Source organism: Acetobacter pomorum, assembly GCF_002738225.1.
Classification (GTDB): Bacteria; Pseudomonadota; Alphaproteobacteria; order Acetobacterales; family Acetobacteraceae; genus Acetobacter; species Acetobacter pomorum.
Genome location: NZ_PEBQ01000052.1, coordinates 1 through 24522, shown reverse-complemented (window position 1 = coordinate 24522; position 24522 = coordinate 1). Strand labels below are relative to the sequence as shown.

Genomic DNA, 24522 nt, shown 5'->3' with positions numbered 1-24522 from the left:
TCGAAGCTTTGTAAGGAATACTCACCGTCTGCATCAGGAGAACATACCGCGAACAGGAATATTCTTCAACCCATTATGCAGGCATTATGCAGGAAAGCCAGTATTTTCACCTATTGGCTTTAACCAATGTGACCTGCTTTCCATGGGGAATGGAGGTATTCCAACATGCTGTGGATCAGGCCATGTATTTGATGAAGGTTCGCCCAATTCAATAGTCCTTGTTAATTCTATTCTGATGCACCAGGATGATCAGAAATAGCCTTAGCAAGATCATTTAGCACAAACAATTAAGAGTCAATATATTGCATTATATAATCACGAGAAAATGGAATAGACAACTGGGCATAAAGGCCTTTCTAAAAACGTATTTTGCCTAATCCCTAACTCCACATTGCACTGGTTGCTAGGTAGGGAAATTATTTTGGGTATTCCGAGAAACCAGATTATCAAGAGAGCGAATACAGATATCGGATAATAATAGGCCTATGCCTCCTGTAGTCTGGCTCTTGGAAAGAATTCTTTCTCTGTTTTCCGCCCAAAAATCTTTAACTGCTTTTTCGCACCCGATTTGGTACATCGCAGATATTTCTCTTATTTTATCCTTTGGAAGGCCATTTAAATTAGGAGAGGGTGGAATATTGATACCCGCAGCCCTTCCTTTCAAAAAAAGGGTGCGCCCGTATTGGTCATTGGTACCAGCATAACCACTGGATATTGAATCGAGATCCAGTTCCGTCAGCGGGTCTCGCCATTTTCCGAGGCGCACAATCGGCTTCATGGCTGTCTGAAAACTACCGCAACCCCGACAAAAGCATCCTCCATTAAGATATGGTTTTGCATTTTTGGCCTTTCTATCACGCAATCTGCCCCAGTAGTGCCCTCCAGACTCAATGCATTTTCTGTATTTTTGCCAACTTCCAAATGCGGCGCCCTCTGCTTCCTCCAATGTTTTGCCTTCTCCGCGTATGAACCCGGCCGACTCATCATTTGTGAAGGCTTCAAAGAAAGCGGTCTCATATGATTTTTTTGTAGCACTTAGAACGATGCCCGATCTTCCTCATTGAACTGTGGCGCTCTCTGGCCAGTCCATTAGTGGTCTCCATGGATCATTGGCTAAGTGTGGCCTTATTTGGGGGGGCATTGAGCTTCCTTCCATTCCTCTACTTGTGTTGATTCATTCTCAGAAGTCGCCATTTGCGGGCAAAGGTAATATGAGGAGGATGGGCATGCTGCCTGTACGGCAGTTGTCCAGATTGTGCCGATTTATGTGTCCCATCTACTTTTTAAGCTGCCTGTACGGCAGTGAGGCGGGGGTAAATATTGGACATGCAAAACCGCATTTTTTAAGCTGCCTGTACGGCAGTGAGGTGAGGATTTAGTTAAAAAGGGTCGAGAGGGCCGATGTGAGGGTCATGATCGCTCCTGACATCAGAGCAGCCGCTGGCAAGGTGATAATCCATGATGCCGCCATGCGTGTGATTGTGCCCCATCGCACACGGCCTACGCTTTGAATAGCGCCAACTCCAGCCAATGCTCCAGTCTGAACATGTGTTGATGATACCGGTATGCCTAAAAGGGTGGCAAGAGATAGCACAAGGCCTGCTGCCCCTTGAGCCGATGCGCCTTGCCATGGGCGAATTCTAGTGATCCCCTGGCTGACTGCTCTAAACATTTTGCCTGATTGAGGTGCCATCGTACCAATTGTGATTGCACTTTGACATGAAAGTATGACCCAAAGTGGGGTTTGACCAGAAGGGAGGTAATGTGCAGATGCGAGTGTGAGCGTGATGATACCCATTGTTTTCTGGGCGTCATTCCCTCCATGGGCCAAAGCCAACAATCCACACGATAGGATTTGCAGTGGTCTGAAAAGGTTGTTGAGACGGGGTGAGGCAGCATTCTTTAGGAGTTTTGCACAGACTGCTGTGAGAATGATGCCTCCGATAAACCCCAGCAATGGAGCTATAACGATAGCTGTCATTACAGGGGTAAGGCCTGACATAATGACGTTAGATGGGCCGGCACTGAACGTTACAGCTCCGACCAATGCGCCAATCAATGCGTGGGAACTGCTAGTCGGCACTCCTGTTTTTTGTGCAAGAAAATTCCAGATCGCTGCGGCCAGAAGAGTGACGGCTATAGTGAGAGGCGTGACCGCCTGAGGGTTCACTAGGCCATGTCCTAATGTATTTGAGACGTGCAAACCAAATATTAGGCAGGCAGAGAAAGTGCATAGCGCAGCGAATATCGTGGCGATGCGAGGCGAAAGTGTCCCTGTAGAAATGACGGGGCCAGTGATCAGGGCAGAGTCATGCCGACCATTTGTATAATCAAAGAAAAGAGCGATCAGGACGATAAGAAATATGCTCAGCATAACGACATACCTCTTTTGCCTCAGACGTAATCTGAAAGGATCCGTGCACATTCATGTGCGAAGTCCTCACATTTATCTGCAATCGCCTCCAGCTTCTCTGTAATACGCATGTCGAGCATCACACAGATAGCATTTTGGCTTGTGCCTGATATTTTGGCTGGATCGAAATGGGCCTCAAAGGTATCACGATATGCCATGTCAGCCTCTTTTTCATGATAATGAATTTGTGAGATTGTTTTCCTGATTTTTGATCGGTTCTTCTCCATAGAACACATGAGCGTGGCTAATTGTGCCATGAGTTTGGTTTCATCTTTGATGGCCAAAGCAGCTACGAGGTTATATTCTGTTGCGGGCTGTTGGCTTTTTGTGAGTTCGTAAGAAGTCTTTCTGATGACATCGGCGATATCATCAGCAATCTCGAATGCCCTAAGCAGCATGCTTCTGTCTATTGGAAGGAAAAAGGCATTATAGATTATATCGACACCCTCACGTTGGATGTCATCGGCCTTCTTTTCCAGAAACACAATTTTATCATGGAGGATCTCACGATTAGATGGATCCGAGATGAGTAGGTGATGAAGGATTTCACCTGCTTCAGCAACGATATTAGTATGTTCAATTAGCTTAATAAGGCTTGGAGAAGCACTCTGACGAAGAGGGGTAAATATTTTTGATATTATATCTCGAAAGGTCATATTCTGGCCTTAGGTTATTGGATGAAAGAAGTTGATCAAATTAAAACTAGGCACCTCCGTTTTAAAACCATCTTATGGTTTTCTATCGTCTTTTGGGCGAAACGTGAAGTGCACAATCATTCATGATTCTTAATAGATAGGCTCTATAGAGCCGTCCCTGAGGGGGGGGTAAAGAGCAAGGTTAAAAATCATCAATCAAATCATTATCAATCTGGCTGTAGAGCATGTAAACCATATCTTCGTCATTTCTAGATATAGTTTTTCCACCTTCCAGCGATGATGATGCTCGATCCGATATAGGCTTATTTGCAATGGAATATGAATGGGCGGGTGATTTTTCTGTTAAATAGTTTTGGCTGGAGTTCTTCTCCCCAACAGCAAAATGAAGGACAGGGGGCATTACAAATAATCCCAGCGCCAAGCCTCCACCAAAAGATAGAACTGATAAGGCTATCTCGATAATGGATAAGTCTGGCTTTTTGTCTTTGTCTTTGTCTTTGTCAGCCATTTTCATGTCTTCCAGATAAATTATAAGGATAAATTTGTGTCAATCTGGAAGAGAAATAGGCCTTAAATTGCATTTTCGCAAGATATGGTCTTGTAAAATTAAAGGCAAAATCGCGGAGAAAAGAAAGTGAGCTAAAAGGAAGTGCCACACCGTCTCCCTTTCATGGTAAGGGAGACGGCTTTTGGCTACATGATTTAGTCTTCTTCAGTCTGATGGTTCACATCTTCCTGCGATTCATCATCTTCATTTCCATGCTCTAAAGAGCTCTCATCGGCGACATCGCTGTCGATATCATCTTCATCCTGCTCTTCAAGATCATTATCGACAAATTCATCTTCTGTAGTTGGTTTGAGAACGCAGACAGATGCCACGCTATCTCCGGGTTTAATCTTCAAGAGTTTTACCCCTTTGGATGTGCGACTGGTTTTCGCCTTACCAATCCCGCCACAACCGGTGCGTACAGCCATCCCTTTATTCGTGACCAGAAGCAGTCCGTCACCATCATCAACAGAAAGCAGCCCAGCAAGACCACCTGTGGCGAGGGTGAATGTGCCGATATTTACCCCTTTGCCCCCACGAGCAACAGTTCTCACCTCATAGCTTGAGAACCTCTTGCCTATGCCCTTCTCGGAGACAGTAATGAGCGTCTTTTCAGCCGCAGCCATTTGCTGCATCTGTTCAGCGGTCAATTTAATTGTGACATCAGGCTCCCCATCGCGCCCAGGGAAGTGCTTCTCCCCTCCGGCCAGATATGCCTTACACTCCATGCTTTCCGCATCATAATGCGGGACAATACATGCGCTCACACACCGCTCATTTGGGCCAAGCTTGATGCCGCGGGAGCCCACGGAGTTGCGGCTGGCAAAGATGCGAACATTCTTATCGTTGATCTGCAAACGCGCAGCTCGGCCTGAGCTTGAAGCAAGAATGAGGTCTTCCTTATCTGCTTCACAGGTGAGAACCGCAAGGATCTTCACCTCACCACCTTCTTCAAGTGGCTTCATGGCGATTTTGCCGCCCCGATTGATGTTCATAAAATCAGACATCCTGTTACGTCTGACATTGCCGTCTTCAGTAACAAACATCAGGAATTTTTGCTCAGCCTCTTCCGCTGTGGCCGGCATCTTGATAACGGCAGTTATCTTTTCGCCTTCCTTCAGCTCTACACCGTAGTTAATGATTGGTCTGCCCGGTGATTTATTCCCGTCCATCGGGAATTTTTCTGCCCTGACAGCATAGGCCATACCTAATGAAGTGAAGAATGTGATCATGTCGTGCGTCATGCAGGGCATGGCGTGAGCAACATAATCTTCATCGCGGGGCACTGGGCCAGCTTTCCGTCCTGTTCCGCCGCGGGCCTGCTCCTGAAATTCATTTACCTCAGTAATCTTTACATATGCCCTCTGAGTGACAGACAGAACAACTGGGATATTCGGCAAGAGCTGGTAATCCTCGACCTCATCTACGCCGCGCTCAATAGTTGTCAGTCGCGGGCATGGGCCATACCCAACCATGAATTCTTCCATCTCAGCGATCATCAACTCATCCATAGCTGATTTATCTGCCAGAAGATGGAGGTTGCTCTGCATAGCTTCGCGCAGCTTGATCGCTTCTTCAGAGATTTCATTCAACTGAAGTTTGGTGAGATTGCTGAGGCGCATATCCAGAATGGATTGGGCTTGCTCGGCAGTAAGGTGAAAGACTTCAGGCAGTTCATCATCCGGCTCAACCTCTTTAAGGTATTTAGCCAGTTCACTTTCCACAGGGAAATTCATCTCCTGGAGAGCCAATTTGGCGGAAGGAGAATCTTCACTGTCCTGGATGATCTTGACGACATCCCTGATCTGAGTGCGTGCGGCAAAAAGACCGGTGAGTGTCCGAAGGCGCTTTCTTTCCTTCTCCAGTAGGCAGTTTGTTCGCCGCCAAAGAACTTCGCGTCTGAAGTCAATAAAAGCGTCAATGATCTGGCGTACGCCAAGGAGCTGGGGTTTCCCAGATGGCGTGCGGACCACCATATTGTAGTTAAAGCTTGTAGCGAAGGCAGTCCGTGAGGATAGATTTTTAATGATCAGGTCGGTATTGGCCCCTTTCTTAAGATCAAGGACAATCCGTATATCTTCCTTGGCGCTCTCATCCCGCACTTCAGCAATATCATTGAAGCCATAGGAGAGGTCGCCCTTGGCATTCTTCAATTCGTTGATATGGGCGACAAGCTTCGCTTTGTTCACCTCATATGGAAGGGAAGTAATGATGACTTGTTGGCGCCCAGCCTTTTTGCCGCTTTCAAAGCTCTTGATCTCATAGGTTCCGACCATATGAACAGAGCCCTTGCCTGTATCAAAGGCCTTGGCGTAACCACCATTGTCAACTGAAATGGCGCCCGTTGGAAAATCAGGGCCGGGCATAATCTGTCGTAATTCTGAGCCGGTGACATCAGGATTACGGATGACTTCGATCGTGGCTTTGACCACTTCCTCAGGGTTGTGCGGAGGGATGCTGGAGGCAAATCCGACAGCAATGCCCTCCACACCATTGATAAGGAGAAGGGGAATTCTGGCCGGCAGGACGGAGGGCTCTATTTCAGAACCATCATAGTTGGGGTTAAAATCTACTGTATCGAGTTCGACATCCTTCATCAATGCGAGGGAGGCCTGCTTGCGCAGTTGAGCTTCTGTGTAACGCATGGCGGCAGGAGAGTCCCCGTCACGCGAGCCGAAATTCCCCTGCCCAAGGATAAGAGGGAATCTCATAGTCCAACTACGAGCCATTCGGACTAGAGATTCATAAATAGAAACGTCGCCATGTGGGTGATATTTACCCATCACGTCACCGACGATACGGGCTGATTTTACCATGCCCTTAGAATGTGCTGAAGCGCCGTAAACGACCCGGCGATGCACGGGCTTCAAGCCATCGCGCACATCAGGCAGCGCGCGAGACATAATAACCGAAAGCGCGTAGTTCAGATATGACTCTGACATAGTTTCGGCCATCGGGATTTCCCGAACATCACCGATCGCTTTCCCCACCACTTCATCTGCAAGGCTATCTTCCCCGCTGTCTGTTTCAGAAGCAGTGTCCACAACATCTTCCAGAACCTCAATTTCGGTTCCGATTTCTGTGTTCTCGATACCATCGCCTGTGTTTTCTGTATCGCTCATTCTCTTGTGCCGTCCGATTGTCGTGTCAAATGGTTGTCTTCAGGCCCCATAAATGAGGCCGGGCCAGTTCATTCAGCCAATGCCGCCGTCGCCAAGATCAAGGATGGCGCGATCAGCACCTTCTTCGATGAATTCTTTACGCTTAGCTGGCGCACTGCCCATCAGGCGAGATACGAGACTTGCCGTCTCAACATCATCATCGATTTTCAGGCGAACTAGAGTTCTCGTTTCAGGATTCATTGTGGTTTTGGCTAGATCTTCATAATTCATCTCGCCAAGACCTTTGAAGCGGCTGATCTTGGTGCCGATCTGGCCTCTTTTCAGGATAGCTGAAGAAAGATCAAAGGGCGTATGAAGAGGGATCTTTTCTTCCAGTTCGCCTGTCTTGGTGTGGATCTCCAAGAACGAAGATGTGCCTTTCTCTCCTGGGCCATACAACGCAAGGATTTCATCTTTCGCCGCAGCCAGGTTCTGGCCGGCAAGAGTGTTCATCACGATAGGTGAAACTGTGGCGCTCCGGCTAACATTTCTGCGCACCCAGTTGAAATGGAGTTCTCCGTTTTCTAGCGAACCTGTAAATTTAATCCGTTCATCGCCAAGACGCCGTGGCATTTCAGAGCACACGCTCTCAATTACGACCTTCATTTTTTCAGGATCATTGAAAGCTGCAGGATCCCAACCGCCAGCGAGAACAAGGCATGTGGTTAAAGCAGGGACGCGAATAGGGTCATCTGCCTGGCTGATCATTGATCCGAGCCAAAGCGCACGTTTAACAGTTGAAACCAGTTCTACGCCCTGTATGCGCTTTCCATCACGAGTGACTAATGTGCAGTCATCAACACCATCAGAAATCAGGTAATCGTTCAATTCTGCATCATCGCGAACGTAGCGATCCTTTTTCCCCTTCTTAATCCGATACAGGGGCGCCTGAGCGACATAAATGTACCCATTTTCAATAAATTCAGGGTAGCAGTTGTAGAAGAAAGTGAAGAGGAGGGTGCGGATATGCTCTCCATCGACGTCAGCATCGGTCATGATGATGATACGTTTGTAGCGCAACTTCTTCACGACGAAGGTGATCCGATCATTTTCATCAGTGTCAAAAGTGCACCCTAGGGCGCTCATCAGAGTGCCGATCTGCTCACTTTTCACGATCCTGTCCAGCGTGGAAGACTCAACATTGAGAACCTTGCCTCGCAGGGGAAGAACGGCCTGAAACTGCCTGTCGCGGCCTTGTTTCGCTGAACCGCCAGCGGAGTCACCTTCGACAATAAACAATTCGGCTTTGTCGGGATCTTTGGTCTGGCAGTCAGCCAGCTTGCCGGGCAGGTTTGCTACACCGATTGATCCCTTTTTCCGTACACTCTCGCGTGCCCTTTTGGCGGCCAAGCGCGCTTTGCAAGCTTCTTCAGCTTTTGCGATTATGGCCTTGGCCTGTGCAGGGTTTTCGTCCAGCCAGATAGTGAAGGATTCAAGAACCTGCGTATAGACAGGGTTTTGCGCTTCACTGGAGATCAATTTTTCTTTCGTCTGGGACGAAAATTTCGGATCCGGCATCTTGATAGCAACGACGCCAGTTAGTCCTTCCCGGAAATCTTCGGCGGAGATCTGGCTGGCATCCCCCGTTGACTTGCCGGCGGCATTGGCTTGAATGTAGCTTAAAAGGCCTCGTGAGATGGCCTGGCGAAAGCCAGCAACATGCGTTCCCTGTGAGCCCTCACCACCTTTTTGTCTGATGTTGTTTGTGAAGGCCAGAACAGTTTCGTGGTGCCCAGAATTCCATTCAAAGGCAACGTCAATTTCAACTTCGATATCACGATCACCCTGCTTTGTGGGCCGGATACCTTTTGCTGAAATAGGCTCCTTGATAATGGGTTCCTGACCATTTTCGTCGTCAGTATATCTGACAAACTCAGTCACACCACCTGTGGAGAGAAAATGCCGCTCAATGGGATTTTCGCCGCGGAGATCGGAGAGATTGATTGCCACGCCTGGATTAAGGAAAGAAAGTTCTCTGAAGCGCCTCTCAAGGCGTTTAAAATCAAAAACAACCGATGAAAAGGTTGTTCTGGAGGGGGTAAAGGTAACTTTTGTGCCAGATGTACCCTCCGTTTCTGGCGCATCAACGACTGATGTGGGGGCAACAGCATCGCCATCATGGAAGGTCACAGTGGCGCGCTGTCCGCGGCGCCACACTTCAACTGTAAGTGTGGAGGAGAGAGCGTTAACAACTGCAGAACCAACACCATGCAAACCGCCGGAGGTTTTATAGGCGTTCTGGTTGAACTTGCCGCCAGCATGAAGTTTCGTGAAGATGACCTCTAACGTTGAAATGCCTTCTTCAGGATGGATCCCAAACGGGATACCGCGCCCGTTATCTACGACTGTTACAGATCCATCAGCATTGAGAGAGATATCAACCTTGTCCGCATATCCGACCTGAGCTTCGTCAACGGAGTTATCGGCAATTTCGAAGACCATATGATGAAGGCCGCTGCCATCGTCTGTATCGCCGATGTACATGCCAGGTCGGAGTTTAACTGCCTCAAGGCCTTTCAGCGCCTGAATGCTGCTTTCATCATAATCATCATAATCGGTTGCAGGTGTCGGCACTTTGTTAGTCATTGATACCCCGGATTTTGCTTTTCCCGACCATTTATTAAGATAAATAGTCATCGCAGTTGATTAGATAGTGTAGTTCTCTCGCGGAAAATTATCGCGAGAGCAGGTGAATATCTATTCAGGTCACTTCGTTCAGGCCTTGTCTCTCATTTCAATTCTGCCTTGGTGGGCAGAACATGACGTGAACAGCCAAGAACATCAACCTTATTTTCCATTATGGAAGCCCTAATTCGTTATTTTCATTGGATACTATGAACGAGAGATTTCTAACAAGGCCTTTAGGGTATTTGATAAGGCATAATCGCTATTGAATGAAAAATAACAAGGCTTATCGACATAATGGAAAGGTTTGTTTAATCTATTGAGCACAAACTACATTTGTTGGATGAGAAAAAAATATGGCCATTAAAGATACAAAATGGGACAATAAGTTCCGAAAGGGTGATACCTGCGTCCGTCAGGCTCATCGTCTTATTTCAATTTACAAAACTGCAAAAACAGCTCGGCTTATTAGTCAGGATCAGTGGGCATTTCTAATCGCTTGGGTGCGTGATGCTCTTTCTGCTGAATCACATCCGCCTATTGCCTCCTTGGAAACGATAAATGCTATCCGGCAATGTGCCTCTGACCTGATCACTTCATGTAAAATCCTCGCACCGGGAGCTGCATATCCTCCAACAGATTCCGCGGAAAAAAGTGAATCCCTTGATAAGCTTCTTGGTTTCCTGAAAGAGTCAGCGAAGATGGGTGCCTGGGGTGGCTTCATTGTTGACGCCATGAAATTCTTTGATGTTTTCTTTCTCGCGGCCGTCAGAGGATTTTCAACATCATTTGGCGGCGCAGGTCTACCATCCCTGCGTCCTATTAAAGATAAAGACATTTCAGAAGTAGATATTGAAATAACGAAAGCTGCGCCCACAGTCATTCCGCCCATTGGGACGGCTACTGTACGTCTGATTTCCGATATTTCCCCCAACATAAAACCTGATGATTTTAAACTTGTCCTACAGATAGGGGACGATGATAATACTCTGGTTATTTGCGGAATACATCGAATTTGCGAATTTCAGGCCATTTTAGAGAGAGTTAGCGTTTATCATACGGGGGATTTAAATGGTAAATGGCTAGGCGCTAAATGGGTTTCTAATGGCACAAACATAGAGCTTAAAATGTATGATCGACCAGATCAGCATGATAAATTTCAGAGTTATTTCATATCACCTCGGCATTGGGATCAAATATCAACAGAACTTAATTTCCTATTTACCAGTGCTGAAAACGCCGATTATACCAAAGCAGCGTATGACTTCTGGTGTCAGCGGTACGGTAAGATCTAATTGCACAACTTTCAGCTTCACCTAATATCAGGTCCATGCTCAAAGTGTCGATCAGCCTGCAATTCTGGAAGGCTTAGGTTTTCCAGAATGCTTTCCGCCCACATCCTCGCCAAAAACATATCACTTTCCACATCACCATAATTCCGCATATCGTCTCTGGCCGCTTCTGATGTGCGGAACCGCGGATCATTGTCTTCTGCAATCAGAATCTCTGGCGAGCTCATACCAAACTGATCGGCAGTCATATCGATAATTAATTCACCATTGGTGATCCATGTGTGCCAGTAACACTCCTCATCTCCAGTAGGTTGATATCCGGCCCCAAAATCAGGAGAGCCGCCTTCTATATACCAATCTCCGTGTCCCAACTTGTTGAAAAGAGATAAGAGAGTTCTGGAGGTCATGACACACATGCCTTCAGATACTATATCGGTGTCTGGCATATCGTTCTCATAACGGTAGTTTTGCCAGATACCTTCTAGATGCTCTCGAATTGGCCTTAGGATCTCATGCAGTTTGTCGGCTGAAAGCTTGATCATGTTGATCTCTCTTCTGTCTTAAAAAACCACGCTATTGACATTCTCCCCGCCCTGAAGGACGGGGATTCTATTGTTTCTCACTGGGACGATGCCAGCAAAGATCCAACTGAGATTCCTGCTTCTCTGGCGTGCTGACGCAACGCCTCCACAGGCAGCAGGCCGTTGTCCACGGCCCGTTTCAAAATAACCACTGAAGCATTGTCATCAGCGTTTTCTGTGTGTCCGCAGGACACACAGAAAAACCTGGTCTGACTGACCCGGTTGTCGGCCGAAACATGCCGACAAACACGGCATTCCCGGCTGGTATTACGCGCCGAAACATCCAGACACTGGCCGCCACGTTCGGCGATCTTATAACCGCAGAAAGACCGGAGCATCCCCCATCCCTGATCGAGTATGCTCCGGTTCAAACCCGCTTTCTGCCTGACATGCCGCCCCGGTTCTGTAACTGTACCGACCGCAGAGCGGACCATATTGCGGATCTTCAGAGCCTCAAAAACAAGCGTGCCGTGGTTCTTGGCAAGCCCGTAAGATATCTTATGCAGAAAATCCGCCCTGACCCGGCGCACCTTCTGGTGCAGACGGGCCACACGCAGAACCGCCTTACGGCGGTTCTGCGATCCCTTCTGACGGCGGGAGACGACCCTCTGCGCCCGCCGTAATTTTTTCAGCGCCTTACGGTAAGCATTCGGACCTTTGGTCCGGCCAGCGCCGGAAACAGCAATGATCGCAGAAATTCCACGGTCAATTCCTGCCGCTGGCAGAACCTTAACAGCAGGATCAGCGATCTCATGCTCATACTGGATCGCTGCAAACCACTGGCCGGCGTCACAGCGCACCGTCACATTGCGGATCTGACCGGGAATGTCCCGCCAGCCGCGAAAGCGGATCGAACCCAGCTTCGGGAGTTTCAGGCGACCACCTTTGCCGGTCAAACGCTCATACAGAACACTCTTTCCATCCGGGAAGCGGAAGGAATCTCCCCCCGGCTTCTTCCGAAATTTCGGGAACCCTGCACGGCGGGCAAAGAAATTTCGAAAGGCCTTTTCAAGGTCATTCAAGACCTGTTGCAGAACCTGGGACGGACAAGCCTTGAGCCAGTCCACTTCAGACCGCAACTGCGTCAGTTCCTTCGACTGACTGAACCTGTTCAGACCATGCCGCTGGCCCCATGTCTGGCGCTGTTCCAGAGCCAGGTTCCACAGAAAGCGTATCCCACCTCCGATCTGGCGCAGAAATTCTTCCTGTACCAGTGACGGATACAAACGGACAACATGTGCTTTCTGAATTTTCATTATTATGCATTATAGAAAATCAAAGACAGACAGGTCAACACCACAACGCCTTATATCCCCGCCCTGAAGGACAGGGCTTTACGGCGCATGAGGTAAAGAGCAAAGCCGCTTTCCTCCCCGGCCTGAACGCCGGGGTTTCCAGCGGAGTTTAGGATGATTTATTTTCGGACATGAGTGAGCCAAACTCCTATCAGCTAGATGTCTCGGCTATGTATCGCTGAGACACAAAGAATGGTGCCAGGCCAGGATTTTCCTTAATGCGGCGCGATAATAAATTAGCCGTTTCTATAGGCGGTAAGCCAGCTAGATGGGCATGGAGCTTCACCCTGTCATAGCCTATGTCAGATTTGAAGGCCCTATAGGCATTTGAAAGAAGATCCGGGCGTTGGATAGCTTCCTGAGCTGGGGCAAGTAAGGTTCGTGTAGGGTAGACATCATTCGGCCGCCCGGCACGGTAATTAGGAAGGCTTCTGAATATTGTTTCGGTTGAAATATTAGGTTGTAGGTAAGCCAAGAGGATAGCAGCAAGCGCGGCCGATCTTGCAACGCCCATCTTGCAGTGGATTAGAATGGATTTTGGTGATGCGGATGTGCAGAACAAGAGGAAAGAGGTGATATCCTGCGTGCTAGGATATGAAGCCTCAGGCTGGAAGTAGAAATCCTGATCCGGTATGTTTTTGTATAAGATTGATCCAGGTGATCTATTCCCAAAACGTGGCCGGCGCGCACCCTGTTCATACACCGATACAATCTTATCAAATCCCTTATGATGCTTTTCAGCCCAGTTTTGAGAGCTGAATGCGATGTGCGTGATAGACATGCTCTCTCCGGTTGGTGCGTCACGAGTGGCTGGGGGGGGGTCAACAAAACACTTGCTGGCCGTCGATTTTGGCCCTCCGACAAAAGACGCGAAACGGCCCATTTTTTGGCCGCAGATCCAACACAGTTTATTGCGCAATGCAGTGCCAAAGAAGTCACGGTTCATAACCGTCAAGTTTGGTTTATCCTCTTCCCATGTGGCAAATTTAGGGATGGGCAGTCCCGAATTAAGCCGTCGGAGATTTAACATTCGAGACGGGATTGGAACATTACCAAAATGGGTGGATAGCTTATTGGTTAAACCATCAGCTTTAAAATGCGTCACCTTTGTATTTCCATTATGTATTAAATTAACAAATGAAAAATACACAAACAATGACATGGAGTAAATGTGACAAGGCCTTTTAAGGCTAAGTTGTGCCATGCATGGCCTGGTGATTTAATTTCAATCCGAAAATAGCTTTCCTAGGACCCTGGAGCCAAAATGGCAGACAAACTGGATCAAGATGATCTTAAGGTCTTAAAGTACTGCGGATATAAAATGGAAGAAGGACTTTTGTGCCTTCATTTAAAAGATACGCCGCCTCATGTTTGTCCTCTTGGTCCGGCATATAATTCCATTTCCATTTGCGAAGAGCGGATTGAATTAACGCCATTGCCAGATGGGAATTACAATGCAGTTTTGAACAGCCTTGATCCTACTTCTTCAGATGTTTGTCTAATGGGGGTGGGGGTGAAGGATATTCCTCTCTTTACCGTGGCCTGTGCAAATGTTTGTGCGATGGATGGAGAATTTACAGTTCTCTATGTCAATGGTGATGATGTGGCTGTGAATAACCCTTACGCGGATATGACCTATGGGGACTGGCAAGGCCAAATTTTAGATGGTCGTGTAATTCTGGATAAGCCCACTGATCCACAGTATCTGGCTGCAGCCGAAAAATATTTTGACCACTATTTGCGGGGGGAACCCGTGATAGAGCCTGAATATGATCGAGGTTGGGATACCACACCTACATCTCCTTCTTCAGGGGAATAATCTCTCTATCAATCCGATATCGCAGCGTTTTGCCGCAAGAGGGGTGACATGGTCTTGCAACATAATGATGGTCAATTAGACCTATTTGATATCGCAGTTTTCGATAGTGTTGATAGTACAAAGGCCTTGAGGGACCTTAGGTCTTCATTATGCGAGAGAGATGAACAGGCTAATCTCTATTCCGAGTATCCTGTTCACCATCTTTTTGATCCACCATCAAAGTCCGATATTCATCGCCTTAACCAAAAAACCGCCCAATATCGTAAGAAGGAGGGCGGGTTACTGGACGTGAAAACAGCCAGGCTGGAAATTGAGCGCTGGAAAGAACATGCGCAACGCCAGTTACGCGAGAATAGATCCGAAAACGCCAAGAAGGTCGTACTTTCTCTATTTGATTACACAGGTAACTGGTCAAAGCCGTGGAGAGAAGCGGGATATAACGTTTTTCAGTTTGATATCCAGTCGGATCCTGAAGTGGGCAATGTTTTTAATTTCTCCCCTCAGTTTTTTGCTGATTATTTTGGCGACTTCGACGGATTGGATATTTACGCGATATTGGCAGCCTGCCCGTGTACAGATTTTGCATCTTCTGGTTCCAGACATTTTGCAGCCAAGGATCTTAATGGCACAACCCAAGTCAGCATTGATCTTGTTCATCAGACTTTGGCTACGATTGAGTATTTCCGGCCAGCAATGTGGGCGATTGAAAACCCAGTTGGTCGCATCGCGAGCTTAACCGGCCTGCCACCTTGGCGGACATCATTCGACCCTAATGATCTTGGAGACCCTTATACGAAAAAGACCATACTGTGGGGACGATTCAATGGAGATCTTCCAATAGCTCCCGTTGAGCCCACTGAGGGGAGTAAGATGTGGAAAAAATACGGAGGGAAGAGCCAGGCCACCAAAAATGCGAGAAGCGTTACGCCGGAAGGGTTTAGTTATGGGTTCTTTATGGCCAACAATGCCGTTGATCATCCGTCATTAGAAGCCAGAATGAAATATGACAGACTAGACCCAGAACTTATGTCGGACGCCATTTCTAATGGTTACACTGCTGAGCAAATAGGCGCGCTTATAGATGATTTTTATTACATCGAAATGGATGATGGCGCGGCTGAAAAAGCGATACGAGATCTGATTTCATCAGAGCCTAGACAGCAACTCCAGCTTTAGCTTAGCAAGATTCACTCAACGATCCGGGTTGTTCTTTTTTGGGCGCCAGCACGGTGTGATGCGCGGATCATCAGGCGGTACGCCGTTTGCGACTGCCATGTCATAATAATTGTCGAAAAGGGGAGCTTCCCCTTTTTGTACTCCAGACAAAACGTCTTCACCTCTCATCTGGGCCATTCTCAGCGACAGATTATGGTTTGAGGATTCCGCAACCAGGAAGCCTGCACAGGTTGAGGGGGCCTTAAGACCTGTCTTGTGGCATGCAAAGGTCGAGGGCATTTCCCCTGAAGCGATCAGCTCAGGAATATCATATCCTGTTGGTGCAGAATGTCTGAAAGCTTCAGCAGGGAAAATTCCAACTTTATCTTTCCGCCAGGGGCAGGTTTTGCACGGCCTCTTTTGCCTATTGCGGTTATCATCTTGGAGGGTGAACGTCACCACCTGATGGTTTTCGCCAGCCTTTCTGGTTTTGATAATGGTTTTCGACAACGAGGAATAACTTTCAATATCAGTTAGATAGAATTGTTTTTTCAAACACTTGTAGTGATGCGCAAGGAGCGGAATTGCCACTCTCAGATGTTGGACCATTGTTAAGGAACTTAGATTTTAAACGCGAAAGAGTTCCTTGTGAATCCCCCTGAATTGGCCTTTGCCTTTGCCTCTGGTTGTGATGATAGGTTTTCTGCAGGGTTGATAGCAGTAGTAGAGGAATTTGCCGTCTGAGAAAAAGATTGAGATAAAGATGATTGGTATTTTATTAGGTTAATTAGACGACCAGGCCTTAGGCACGTAGGCATCAGGCAGAGAATGGCAATCAAATAAACCCCTGCGAAACATGAAATGCACTCCCGGATAAAGTCGATAGGAGGTAGAGGAGGATGCTTTGTTTTTTTTGAGAGAGCAGCTGATTTGATAAGCAATTATCCACAGTGTTGCTGCGAACCCGGCGACAGGAGGAATTATGGAAGATAGGGAAAGAGAAAGGGCGTAGATTACCAAAATAGGAAGAGGTATATGGACCATTGCGTAGTGCCCAAGAAATGTAGTTCCCGATGGGATGAGAGACGAAATTTCTGGCAAATGTATATGACTCTGCATTCCTTTTTAATGACAAAGTGTACTTTGTATATCATTCACACTTAATGTACCAAACTTCAATCATTTTGGCCTTGTCTACTAAGGAGTTAATTAAATGCGTTGGCTGACGAGCGCAGATCATCATTATTATCATCAAGCCGTTATCACATATTCAAAGCGACCATTTTCGTCTTTAGATCATATGCATGAAGTATTCATCAGGCGCTGGAATAACACAGTCGAAGATGATGACCGTGTCATTTATGTTGGCGATTTGATTTTTGGCAATGACATTTCAATTCTAAAGGAATTGCGGGGGCATATCATTGTCAATACTGGAAATCATGACAAACATTCTGCCATGAACAAGGCTTTAAGGCAGGGATATGTCCAATCCGTTCAGAGTTACACAGGGCTTTACCTAGCCGGCCAAAACTATCATTTCCAGCATTTCCCGGCATTGGATTGGCCAGGAAAGGATAAGGGCGCAATTCTTGTTCATGGTCACATGCACAATAAGTACCCTCCGACAGAGCAATCCATCGATGTGGGCGTAGATACACCGTGGGCGAATTTTGCACCAATTCCTATCGAGAGAATTCCATCTTTAATTAAAAAATATGGCCCGAAGGTTTCTTCGTCCTAGGCCGACACCTAGCGATAAGGGGGAGTGCGTAAAGATCTTTCAACCTAAAAAGATGGCTGTGGTCCATCTGGCTCCTGATTGTCATGAGCCTTGGGTTCTTCGTTGAAATCGCTCCCCGGAACCTTTGGCTGGCCAAGGTTCAGCGCATAACTTGTCTCACTGTTTTCGAATGCCAAATGATAATCCTTGATCTGACTGGTGTTAAGCCCTACGGCCTTGGCTTCTAATTTCCAAGTTGAGGAAATTACCTCTGCCATGGAGTAGACCTTTTCCGCGGCATATTCCCGGGTAAGCCCAAACCATTCGGCTGCGTCTATCAGAGCCTCGATAGAGGCAGAAGGCCCACTTTCCTCTGATATCCATGTTTTAAGGTCTATCTGATCCTCGGCTCTGTCTGGGTCAGGGTTAACATCGAACATTGGTGATAGTTCCCATTTGTTGGGGGATGTTAGCAGGAAGCCCATGTTCTTCAGATGATCATCTGAATTTGAGACAAGTATTGTGAAAGCTACGCGGCCAAAAAGTTCATGCAATTGTTGTTCGGGTTCGGAGGCGTTGTGACGGAGTTGATCCGCGATTTCCGTATATGTGCAATTGTCCGCTGCTTGGGGTGCATCCATAAATGTCTGCGCCGAGATATAAAGGCGGCGATTACCCTTCGCTGTTCTGTCAAAACGCTCAATGAGTGCGATTGGCTCTTTGTCAGATAAGCAATACAAACTGGCTTTTGAAGCATTTAGCTTAACTCTTGAGGCTAAATTAAGCGTTAAGACCTCAACTCTTTCAGTCGGTTTTGTTTCGCCCGCTCCAGTGAATTTCGCTATGAGAAGTTGCCCTTTGGCCGTGTCATAGACAGATGCTTTAGGTCTTGCTCCGCCAAGAGATGCTCCATGTCTTAGAAGAATTTCAAGGTCGCCTTTGTTTTCCTCTGATCGTTCTAGAGCCTTTGCAGCCTCGGCAAGGCGATTTAACCATAGCTTCGGAGGGGGTGCCTGAAAGCTTTTAAACAGTGATCTGCTCACAAATTCGCCTTGGTCGTCCATGTATCGAAGTGCACCGACCCTTGTGAAGTCATCGATAGCCGCCAAAATATCAAAGTCGTTAATTTTTCTTTTAACCGTGCCGCATCTCAGGGCATTCCGAATAATTTTCGATCCCCAGGAATCTGGGCATGAGTCGCAGATTGAGAGGGGGAGTGCCAGAGATTGGTTTAGGGCGTTAGCAAAGAAACGTCCTGTTTTGAGGGGCATGGAAGGGGAGATGCTAAAGCTGTCTTGGTCTTCCCTCCAGCTTTGTGTGTAATCAAAAACAGAATTCTGGCGCCCATTCAAATCTGTGAAATTGAGTGTTCCGATCTGTTTTCCAGTGCTTCCTAGAAAAACCCTCAGTCGGGATGGGGAGTTGATCATCAGAACCCATCCTTAAATTTTCCTTTGCAGGGTCTTACTCGTTTTGGGAGTTTTCGGACGTCCAGATCCAAGCCCGTAGCATCATCTGAGATGTCGATCAGATTGTATAATCTATTGTCCTCACCGAGCGTGCGCATGACCTCGCAAAGCATTCCGATTGAAGATCCCGGGTGACCTGCTTCTAGCCTCCTGAGAGCTCCAATCGAAAATCCAGTTGCATCGGACATATCCTGTAATCTGAAGCCTCTCTTTCTTCTGGCTACAGAAATGTCGGAACCCAGTTTAACTAAAGACCTCTGTGATTTTGGCGGGAGTACTTTCATGAAGTTCGATGCCTGATAAGGGATTATATATGGTGTTTTATCGCTTATAATGAGGGCAATATCACGCTCAATAACAACCCGCAATAATCTTATAACAGTCAATATATGATATATTATGCTCTATAAATATCTATATACGGGCACTCATTTGATAAGGGCCTTTCAGAAGGGAATGTGTGTTCGGTTTAGTTTTGGCTAATATCAGGAATTAATCGGTGATTTCAGCGCCTGGCACACACTGTCTCACAATTTTCATCAGGCAGTTGTCGCAAATATCTGCCCTAATGGTCTTCGTGTCATAATCGGAAGCAAATCCACAGGTATGGGTTAAGGAGAACACAGCATCGTCGGAGGCAGCATACTCCTTGTTACAGACATCACACCTGAACCCGACTACATCGTCTTTTAATACCTTCTGAATTATTTTGGCCAATCTTCCGTTTCCCTTAATATTCAGTTCATATCTTTCGTTAATCTTTAAGTAGTATTTATTTATTCCTTGCCTCTTGCAAGTCTATCCATCACCTTTTTGACAAGTAAATTCTTATAATTAAGTGCCGCAAGGGTCAATTCCATGGGTTCTTCTCAAAATCATTCCCGCGTCAAAGATTTCGCTGAACGTGGTAAAGCCGAGATACTGCGGGGTTTGATTGTGGATGACCTCGTTAAAGGAAAAGGCCTCGGCAAGTTTGGTCTCGGTCCTGGGGTAACGAAAGATATTATTTCTGCTGGGAATGTCGCCTCAACAGCGGCCCAGATGATCGGGAAGGCTTTCAATTACAAGCCTACGATTGATTACACCCTTCCAGATGAAGAGACCGATCCTGTGGTGCGCTTTGATATGGCCGCCAAACATTATGAACTGACAAAGCAGAAGGCCTGCCGGATACAGGACGCCAAATATAAGAATTTTTGGACTTTGTGGTGTATTCTGATCTGCATGCTGTCACTCTTTGCGTCAGCCTATATCCAGAACCGTTTGAGTATCCACATGACCTTTATGTGTGTGGCGGTTTCTTGCTGCATTTTGTCACAGATGTTCATTGCGTCATTTTACAATTGGCAAATTCGTTCTCGGCGCTTGGGGTCCTTGTCTGAATTTGCGTCTCTCCCCAATGAGTGGCTTCCAGTGGCCATTCCCAAGGGAGCTCCAAAGGCGGAAATGGAAGGATTTTTGCCCAAGTTTATTGCCAATATCATTGGTGTACTTAAATTTATCCTGAGAAAAGTGCGAAACTGGCTTCCTTTCATAATATCCGGGTGGGCAGCGCTGCATCCCATCATGGCGATGGCCGCAGATACTGGCTTGGCCGGCACATTGCTGAACCCACTTCCAAACACAGACATTTGGGGGAGAGTTTTGGGGTTCCTATTCCCAGATATCCCGCCAATATCAGATTTATCCGGCGCCAGGCATACGGCAATATCTAATGGCATCCAGGATGGTATGGGGGCCATGATCTCTGACCTCTGTGCGATTTCTCTTTTGGTTATTTCATACCAAATGGTCGTGGGCGCGGCAGAGACGGCACATCAGGGGGAACTACTTGGCCGCAAATGGCATACGATGTGGTCATTGCCACGTGTTTGCTATGGTTACGCTGCCCTGGCCCCTGTTGTGAAAGGGTTTTGCCTTCTTCAGGTGCTCATCGTTTACGTCATTGTCGTTTCAGGAAATATGGGGAATACCATTTGGTCATCATTCGTTGATGGTCTTATTCAGCCTGAAGCGATAACCCCGGTCAGCGCAAATACAGATGAACTCGCACTTAACGCTTTTAAGGTTGAGACTTGCTTCGCGACATATCGTGAAATGCAGAAAAACAATGGTGTCGGTGAGCCAGACTTTCCTACAAAAGTCCAGACTGAAAGCAATATCGCCTATCAATCGTTCCATACCATCATTTCAGGACTATCATCCCTATGGAGCGGGAATGATACAAGCACATCAGGTGGGGCAACTGATAGTCAGGTCGTTACGAGTTGGAAATTCGCCCCTTGCGGCACTATCTCAATCACCTCGCCGACTAATGCATCCGATGCCGCTGGTACACTGGCTAAAGCCCAAATTAACGCTTTTGATACATTCCTCAAGTCGCTTGAGGATCCTGCAAGATATGCTTATCTCGCTACAGTATCAGGCTCTGATGGGGTAGGGCTGGATGAGGCAAAAAACCATATATCAAGTGTGATTCAGGCCAAGAAAACCTATGACAGTGCTCTTGGAACCGCAGCAACCCAGTTTGTCCAATCAGTCAGAGGTGAAGACCTTTCTGATTTTAAAAATGCTGTCGAACAGGCTGGTTGGATATCGGCAGGCAGTTATTACATGACCATTGCGAGGATCAATACAATGATCCTTGATATAACAAAGAACATCCCAACAGTTTCTGTCGATATGGAAAACAGTATTGATAGTGATAAATTGTATGAAAAATTAAACGCCAAGCCAAATGGTCCGTTCATCATTGCTGATGATATGTGGAACTCCATTGCCTATTCGAGCGCACAGCAGATTAGCAGTCTCGATAAGGGGGCTGACGCTATGAATGCAATGCATGGAGGAGCCATGTATTATTTGAAGCAAATTGGCTCTCCTGATTCATACGGTCAATCTGCTCTGCTTGGTCTTAGTCTAGCTGGTAATGCTGACACTTATGATACCATGCAAGACACCGTTATAATGGGGAACTACCTCGTTGATTTAGGGGAAGGTGCCCTCTTTGGCAGTGTGCTGGGAATGGATGCAATCCAGTCTACTCCTGAGGGGAAGATAGCTAAGGCTGCAACAACTGTGGCCAATAAGTTCTCAGGAATACAGAAAAAATTGGGCATTCTGTCCAAAGCTACTGGCTATGCTGGACAGGCCTTGTTCCTGCTATTTTTATCATTGATGCTCGCAGGCATATATGATGCCTTTATTCTTCCGATGCTGCCTTATCTTCATTTTTTCTTCGCTACAGTGGGGATAATGGTTCTGGCTGTAGAAGGAGTTATCGCTGGGCCAATATGGGCTTTTATGCATATTAGAATGGACGGCGATGAGCTTTTTACCGGTTCGCAGTCGCCGGGGTATAGAATTCTATTCAACCTTTTATTCAGAATACCCCTTACTTTGTTTGGTTTCTTTTTTTCAATGCTTGTGTTTGATGCCTGCATCTGGCTTCAACATCTTACAATTTGGCCTGCTATGGAGAGTGCAACGGCTGATGCTTCGTTTGGCTTGGTAGGGACAGTTGTCTACATGATAGTCATAACTGGCATGACATACACTATTGCCAACAGATCTTTTGCCATGATCACGGCTGTACCTGACAGGGTTACAAGATGGTTCTCAGGTGAGTCTGCTGCGTCTGGTGACGAAACCCAGTTGGCAATGGCCAATGTCGGATCCATTCGTGGGAAGGTTCAAAGTGGGGTGTCCAATGCTGCAGGCATGGCATCCCGCCAAGGCGGAGGTGGTGGGCGAGGATCTTCAGAGAAGGCTGATACGGCCAGGGAAGCAGCGAATATTACATCTCCGACTGCCGCAGATGCGATGTCCGCGGAAGAAAGCACAATTGAGAATTCTGCAGAAAGCGCATCAAGGAAAGAAGATAGAGAGGGTAGGGGTAATACAGTTATAAATACCGTTAATGATTCAGAAGAATAAAAATCAATAATATATAAAATATGCAATTGAGTGGGTGATGTTTTATTTATTTCACCACTCAATTGCACTTACATTGCAGTAGATTATTTCGCTGTGTGATTCAGTGAGCGGTTGCGATTTTGATTAAGGGTATCGAAGACTAATTTTTGCACGTCATGGCCGACGTCTTTTAAATAATTTGTGGATGCCCAATTCACATAAGCTGCTGCGAATTGAAACATTTCATCTCCATTCTGTTCTCTTATTCTTTCGAGTGATTTTTTGATGCAGGCAGTTATATGATTTGTGTACTGCTGACGTGTCCTCTCACGAAGTTCAGGAGATGCTTCAAGCACTGTTTTTGCAGCATAGGCGACTGAACTGTAGACCACAGCTTCAGCAAGTGATTTTTTCAACTGTAATTTTAGAGATTCATTTTCTTCTTCTAATACAGCATTTCGAGATTGAAGATCCGCATTCTGAGCTGCGAGGTCAGAGTTTTTCTTCTTCAATTCATCACGACGACGTCCCAGTTTCTCAACGCCATCGCAAGCTAAGTTTCTGGTTTCGATTTCTGCAGCTAAATCACTTTTCAAGATATCAATATTTTTTTTAAGCGCGATTACCTGCCGGTCGTAGGCATCACGCATTTGGTACATGAGGCTGCGTATCTCAGCATCATTTCGGGCGTCGTCAAATCTAGCTTTGAGGGAATTCAGCAGGTCTGCTGCGGCCTGACCCATCAAAAAAGAATTTACTGTATCGCCCATATTAAACCCCTGACAACTGATGCTTAGTTAAACGTGGAGTAGCATTTTCCACTATCTCAGCACAATCTAGAGACGAACGATGCAAGCTGCAAAACAGAAGGGGTAATCTATTTTGCGTGAAAGGGAAATTCTTTGTAGCGGTTAAGCGTCTGCACTTGATGGTGGGTTAGAGCTGTCTGTACAGACAGAGTGATCATGCTCAGCAAGGGTGTGCTCTTCCTCGTCTGGATTTTGTTCGCCTGGGCCTTTGAAAAGCAATGGGTTGAATCTGCGCATAACCTCACGCCTGCAGAGAACCATCTCTGGAGTTTCATCGGAAGGGCGTAGCCGGGCCAGAATATCATTATCAGGAGTTTCATTTCCTGACTGGTTACCAACTCCTTCGGAGGATATATCCAACATGTCCAGACAAGCCTATTATACCAAGAAAACCCCGCATCATAGATAATCCAGTGGGGGCAAATTCGATGTTGGCGGGCGTTATGGTCTAAAAGGCCTTAGTTGGCAAGGCTAAAAATGGCTACAAAACAGTTACATGCGGAAATTCTTGGACAATTTGGTGAGACTAAGCCTTGTTGTGGAATTTGTCCTTTCGATATTTTTTTAACTAGAGATCTCAACTGGCTCTGGTCGGTCGAGTTCTGTAACCTGACAGAAGACCAATAAAGAGAGAATCAGGCTTCATGAGGCCGCGCCGAAAGTTTTCTCGCACAGTCTGATCTTGGAGTTGAACAAGATCTGGACGGCTGACGTGGCGCGCGCAAGACAAACCGTGAGGCTTTCGAATATTAAGAGCCAATGTGTCGCCTGGAGCCAAAATGATGCACGTTTGGGGATTTCCGCAAAGGGTAGGGATGCCTTATCGTTATAGAAATCAGACTTGATAGCATGGCCTCCAGCAGTGAGGACGGTAATGATAGTCCCCAGTCTTCAATGAGCGTATCAGGTCTGTCGAGTGAATAATTAGGTCTGAAATTGAAATCCCTACGGAAAACCGCGCTTTGTATTCATGATGCATTTTCTGAGATTTTGGAGCGGACAGAGGGAATCGAACCCTCCTCAGTAGCTTGGAAGGCTACTGCATTACCACTATGCTATGCC

The 24522-nt window shown here is 46.8% G+C and carries 20 protein-coding genes; 6 read left to right on the top strand and 14 right to left on the bottom strand.

Annotated elements, in window-relative coordinates; translation table 11 throughout:
* Positions 1-259 (top strand): hypothetical protein (locus tag CSR02_RS16785; protein WP_208616796.1); only part of this gene is annotated, 259 nt, incomplete at its 5' end.
* A 144-nt stretch (positions 260-403) separates the two neighbouring features.
* Here the strand turns inward: CSR02_RS16785 and CSR02_RS03670 are convergent.
* From CSR02_RS03670 to CSR02_RS03640, 6 genes are all read right to left on the bottom strand, one after another.
* On the bottom strand, positions 404-946 hold the full coding sequence (locus tag CSR02_RS03670; protein WP_143225533.1) for a hypothetical protein: 543 nt from the start codon (positions 944-946) through the stop codon (positions 404-406).
* A gap of 429 nt (positions 947-1375) precedes the next feature.
* Positions 1376-2374, bottom strand: coding sequence for an inorganic phosphate transporter (locus tag CSR02_RS03660; protein ID WP_167384089.1), 999 nt, complete (start codon positions 2372-2374; stop codon positions 1376-1378).
* 20 nt (positions 2375-2394) lie between these two features.
* Positions 2395-3069 carry a DUF47 domain-containing protein gene (locus CSR02_RS03655; protein ID WP_099540602.1) on the bottom strand — a complete coding sequence of 225 codons (675 nt, stop codon included), beginning with the start codon at positions 3067-3069 and terminating at the stop codon, positions 2395-2397.
* Positions 3070-3250: 181 nt separating this feature from the next.
* Positions 3251-3577 (bottom strand): hypothetical protein, encoded by a 327-nt coding sequence (locus CSR02_RS03650; RefSeq protein WP_143225532.1) that lies wholly within the window; start codon positions 3575-3577, stop codon positions 3251-3253.
* A gap of 194 nt (positions 3578-3771) precedes the next feature.
* Entirely contained in the window at positions 3772-6738 is a 2967-nt protein-coding gene (locus tag CSR02_RS03645; protein WP_099540600.1) for a DNA gyrase/topoisomerase IV subunit A, read from the bottom strand.
* A gap of 72 nt (positions 6739-6810) precedes the next feature.
* Entirely contained in the window at positions 6811-9363 is a 2553-nt protein-coding gene (locus CSR02_RS03640; RefSeq protein WP_099540599.1) for a DNA gyrase subunit B, read from the bottom strand.
* Between the two features lie 395 nt (positions 9364-9758).
* Between CSR02_RS03640 and CSR02_RS03635 the strand changes: the two genes are divergently transcribed.
* Positions 9759-10697, top strand: a complete 939-nt coding sequence (locus CSR02_RS03635) for a hypothetical protein (RefSeq protein ID WP_099540598.1) — start codon at positions 9759-9761, stop codon at positions 10695-10697.
* Between the two features lie 17 nt (positions 10698-10714).
* On the opposite strand, the gene CSR02_RS03630 is transcribed toward CSR02_RS03635, so the two are convergent.
* From CSR02_RS03630 to CSR02_RS03620, 3 genes are all read right to left on the bottom strand, one after another.
* Positions 10715-11236: a hypothetical protein gene (locus CSR02_RS03630; RefSeq protein WP_099540597.1), complete on the bottom strand. Its 522-nt coding sequence runs from the start codon at positions 11234-11236 to the stop codon at positions 10715-10717.
* 77 nt (positions 11237-11313) lie between these two features.
* A complete protein-coding gene (locus tag CSR02_RS03625; protein WP_099540596.1) occupies positions 11314-12531 on the bottom strand; it encodes an RNA-guided endonuclease InsQ/TnpB family protein in 1218 nt (405 codons plus the stop codon).
* A gap of 190 nt (positions 12532-12721) precedes the next feature.
* Entirely contained in the window at positions 12722-13675 is a 954-nt protein-coding gene (locus CSR02_RS03620; protein ID WP_167384088.1) for a dual specificity protein phosphatase family protein, read from the bottom strand.
* 159 nt (positions 13676-13834) lie between these two features.
* Between CSR02_RS03620 and CSR02_RS03615 the strand changes: the two genes are divergently transcribed.
* Positions 13835-14389, top strand: coding sequence for a hypothetical protein (locus tag CSR02_RS03615; RefSeq protein WP_099540594.1), 555 nt, complete (start codon positions 13835-13837; stop codon positions 14387-14389).
* Positions 14390-14437: 48 nt separating this feature from the next.
* Positions 14438-15565 (top strand): DNA cytosine methyltransferase, encoded by a 1128-nt coding sequence (locus CSR02_RS03610; protein WP_099540593.1) that lies wholly within the window; start codon positions 14438-14440, stop codon positions 15563-15565.
* 15 nt (positions 15566-15580) lie between these two features.
* Here the strand turns inward: CSR02_RS03610 and CSR02_RS03605 are convergent, their stop codons facing one another.
* Positions 15581-16135 (bottom strand): DUF6283 family protein, encoded by a 555-nt coding sequence (locus CSR02_RS03605; RefSeq protein WP_199798894.1) that lies wholly within the window; start codon positions 16133-16135, stop codon positions 15581-15583.
* Positions 16136-16757: 622 nt separating this feature from the next.
* On the opposite strand from CSR02_RS03605, the gene CSR02_RS03600 reads away from it, so the two are divergent.
* Entirely contained in the window at positions 16758-17288 is a 531-nt protein-coding gene (locus tag CSR02_RS03600) for a hypothetical protein (protein ID WP_143225531.1), read from the top strand.
* A 44-nt stretch (positions 17289-17332) separates the two neighbouring features.
* Here CSR02_RS03600 and CSR02_RS03595 read toward each other — a convergent pair whose 3' ends face one another.
* Both CSR02_RS03595 and CSR02_RS03590 read right to left on the bottom strand, forming a co-directional pair.
* The gene (locus tag CSR02_RS03595) at positions 17333-18697 is read right to left on the bottom strand and encodes a type II toxin-antitoxin system HipA family toxin (protein ID WP_099540591.1); all 1365 of its coding nucleotides are present in this window, start codon (positions 18695-18697) and stop codon (positions 17333-17335) included.
* Positions 18697-19020, bottom strand: coding sequence for a helix-turn-helix domain-containing protein (locus CSR02_RS03590; protein ID WP_099540590.1), 324 nt, complete (start codon positions 19018-19020; stop codon positions 18697-18699). Before CSR02_RS03590 ends, CSR02_RS03595 begins: the two co-directional genes overlap by 1 nt.
* Positions 19021-19594: 574 nt before the next feature.
* On the opposite strand from CSR02_RS03590, the gene CSR02_RS03580 reads away from it, so the two are divergent.
* On the top strand, positions 19595-22672 hold the full coding sequence (locus tag CSR02_RS03580) for a DotA/TraY family protein (RefSeq protein WP_099540588.1): 3078 nt from the start codon (positions 19595-19597) through the stop codon (positions 22670-22672).
* A gap of 83 nt (positions 22673-22755) precedes the next feature.
* Here the strand turns inward: CSR02_RS03580 and CSR02_RS03575 are convergent, their stop codons facing one another.
* Both CSR02_RS03575 and CSR02_RS03570 read right to left on the bottom strand, forming a co-directional pair.
* Positions 22756-23421: a hypothetical protein gene (locus CSR02_RS03575; protein ID WP_099540587.1), complete on the bottom strand. Its 666-nt coding sequence runs from the start codon at positions 23419-23421 to the stop codon at positions 22756-22758.
* Between the two features lie 141 nt (positions 23422-23562).
* Positions 23563-23823 (bottom strand): hypothetical protein, encoded by a 261-nt coding sequence (locus CSR02_RS03570; RefSeq protein ID WP_143225530.1) that lies wholly within the window; start codon positions 23821-23823, stop codon positions 23563-23565.
* Positions 23824-24522: the final 699 nt, after the last annotated feature.

What these genes read in the sequence shown, in the direction of transcription:
- CSR02_RS03660 (WP_167384089.1), bottom strand. Translation starts at nt 2,374, where the DNA reads ATGCTGAGCATATTTCTTATCGTCCTGATCGCTCTTTTCTTTGATTAT.
- CSR02_RS03655 (WP_099540602.1), bottom strand. Translation starts at nt 3,069, where the DNA reads ATGACCTTTCGAGATATAATATCAAAAATATTTACCCCTCTTCGTCAG.
- CSR02_RS03650 (WP_143225532.1), bottom strand. Translation starts at nt 3,577, where the DNA reads ATGGCTGACAAAGACAAAGACAAAGACAAAAAGCCAGACTTATCCATT.
- CSR02_RS03645 (WP_099540600.1), bottom strand. Translation starts at nt 6,738, where the DNA reads ATGAGCGATACAGAAAACACAGGCGATGGTATCGAGAACACAGAAATC.
- CSR02_RS03640 (WP_099540599.1), bottom strand. Translation starts at nt 9,363, where the DNA reads ATGACTAACAAAGTGCCGACACCTGCAACCGATTATGATGATTATGAT.
- CSR02_RS03635 (WP_099540598.1), top strand. Translation starts at nt 9,759, where the DNA reads ATGGCCATTAAAGATACAAAATGGGACAATAAGTTCCGAAAGGGTGAT.
- CSR02_RS03630 (WP_099540597.1), bottom strand. Translation starts at nt 11,236, where the DNA reads ATGATCAAGCTTTCAGCCGACAAACTGCATGAGATCCTAAGGCCAATT.
- CSR02_RS03625 (WP_099540596.1), bottom strand. Translation starts at nt 12,531, where the DNA reads ATGAAAATTCAGAAAGCACATGTTGTCCGTTTGTATCCGTCACTGGTA.
- CSR02_RS03615 (WP_099540594.1), top strand. Translation starts at nt 13,835, where the DNA reads ATGGCAGACAAACTGGATCAAGATGATCTTAAGGTCTTAAAGTACTGC.
- CSR02_RS03610 (WP_099540593.1), top strand. Translation starts at nt 14,438, where the DNA reads ATGGTCTTGCAACATAATGATGGTCAATTAGACCTATTTGATATCGCA.
- CSR02_RS03600 (WP_143225531.1), top strand. Translation starts at nt 16,758, where the DNA reads ATGCGTTGGCTGACGAGCGCAGATCATCATTATTATCATCAAGCCGTT.
- CSR02_RS03595 (WP_099540591.1), bottom strand. Translation starts at nt 18,697, where the DNA reads ATGATCAACTCCCCATCCCGACTGAGGGTTTTTCTAGGAAGCACTGGA.
- CSR02_RS03590 (WP_099540590.1), bottom strand. Translation starts at nt 19,020, where the DNA reads ATGAAAGTACTCCCGCCAAAATCACAGAGGTCTTTAGTTAAACTGGGT.
- CSR02_RS03580 (WP_099540588.1), top strand. Translation starts at nt 19,595, where the DNA reads ATGGGTTCTTCTCAAAATCATTCCCGCGTCAAAGATTTCGCTGAACGT.
- CSR02_RS03575 (WP_099540587.1), bottom strand. Translation starts at nt 23,421, where the DNA reads ATGGGCGATACAGTAAATTCTTTTTTGATGGGTCAGGCCGCAGCAGAC.
- CSR02_RS03570 (WP_143225530.1), bottom strand. Translation starts at nt 23,823, where the DNA reads ATGTTGGATATATCCTCCGAAGGAGTTGGTAACCAGTCAGGAAATGAA.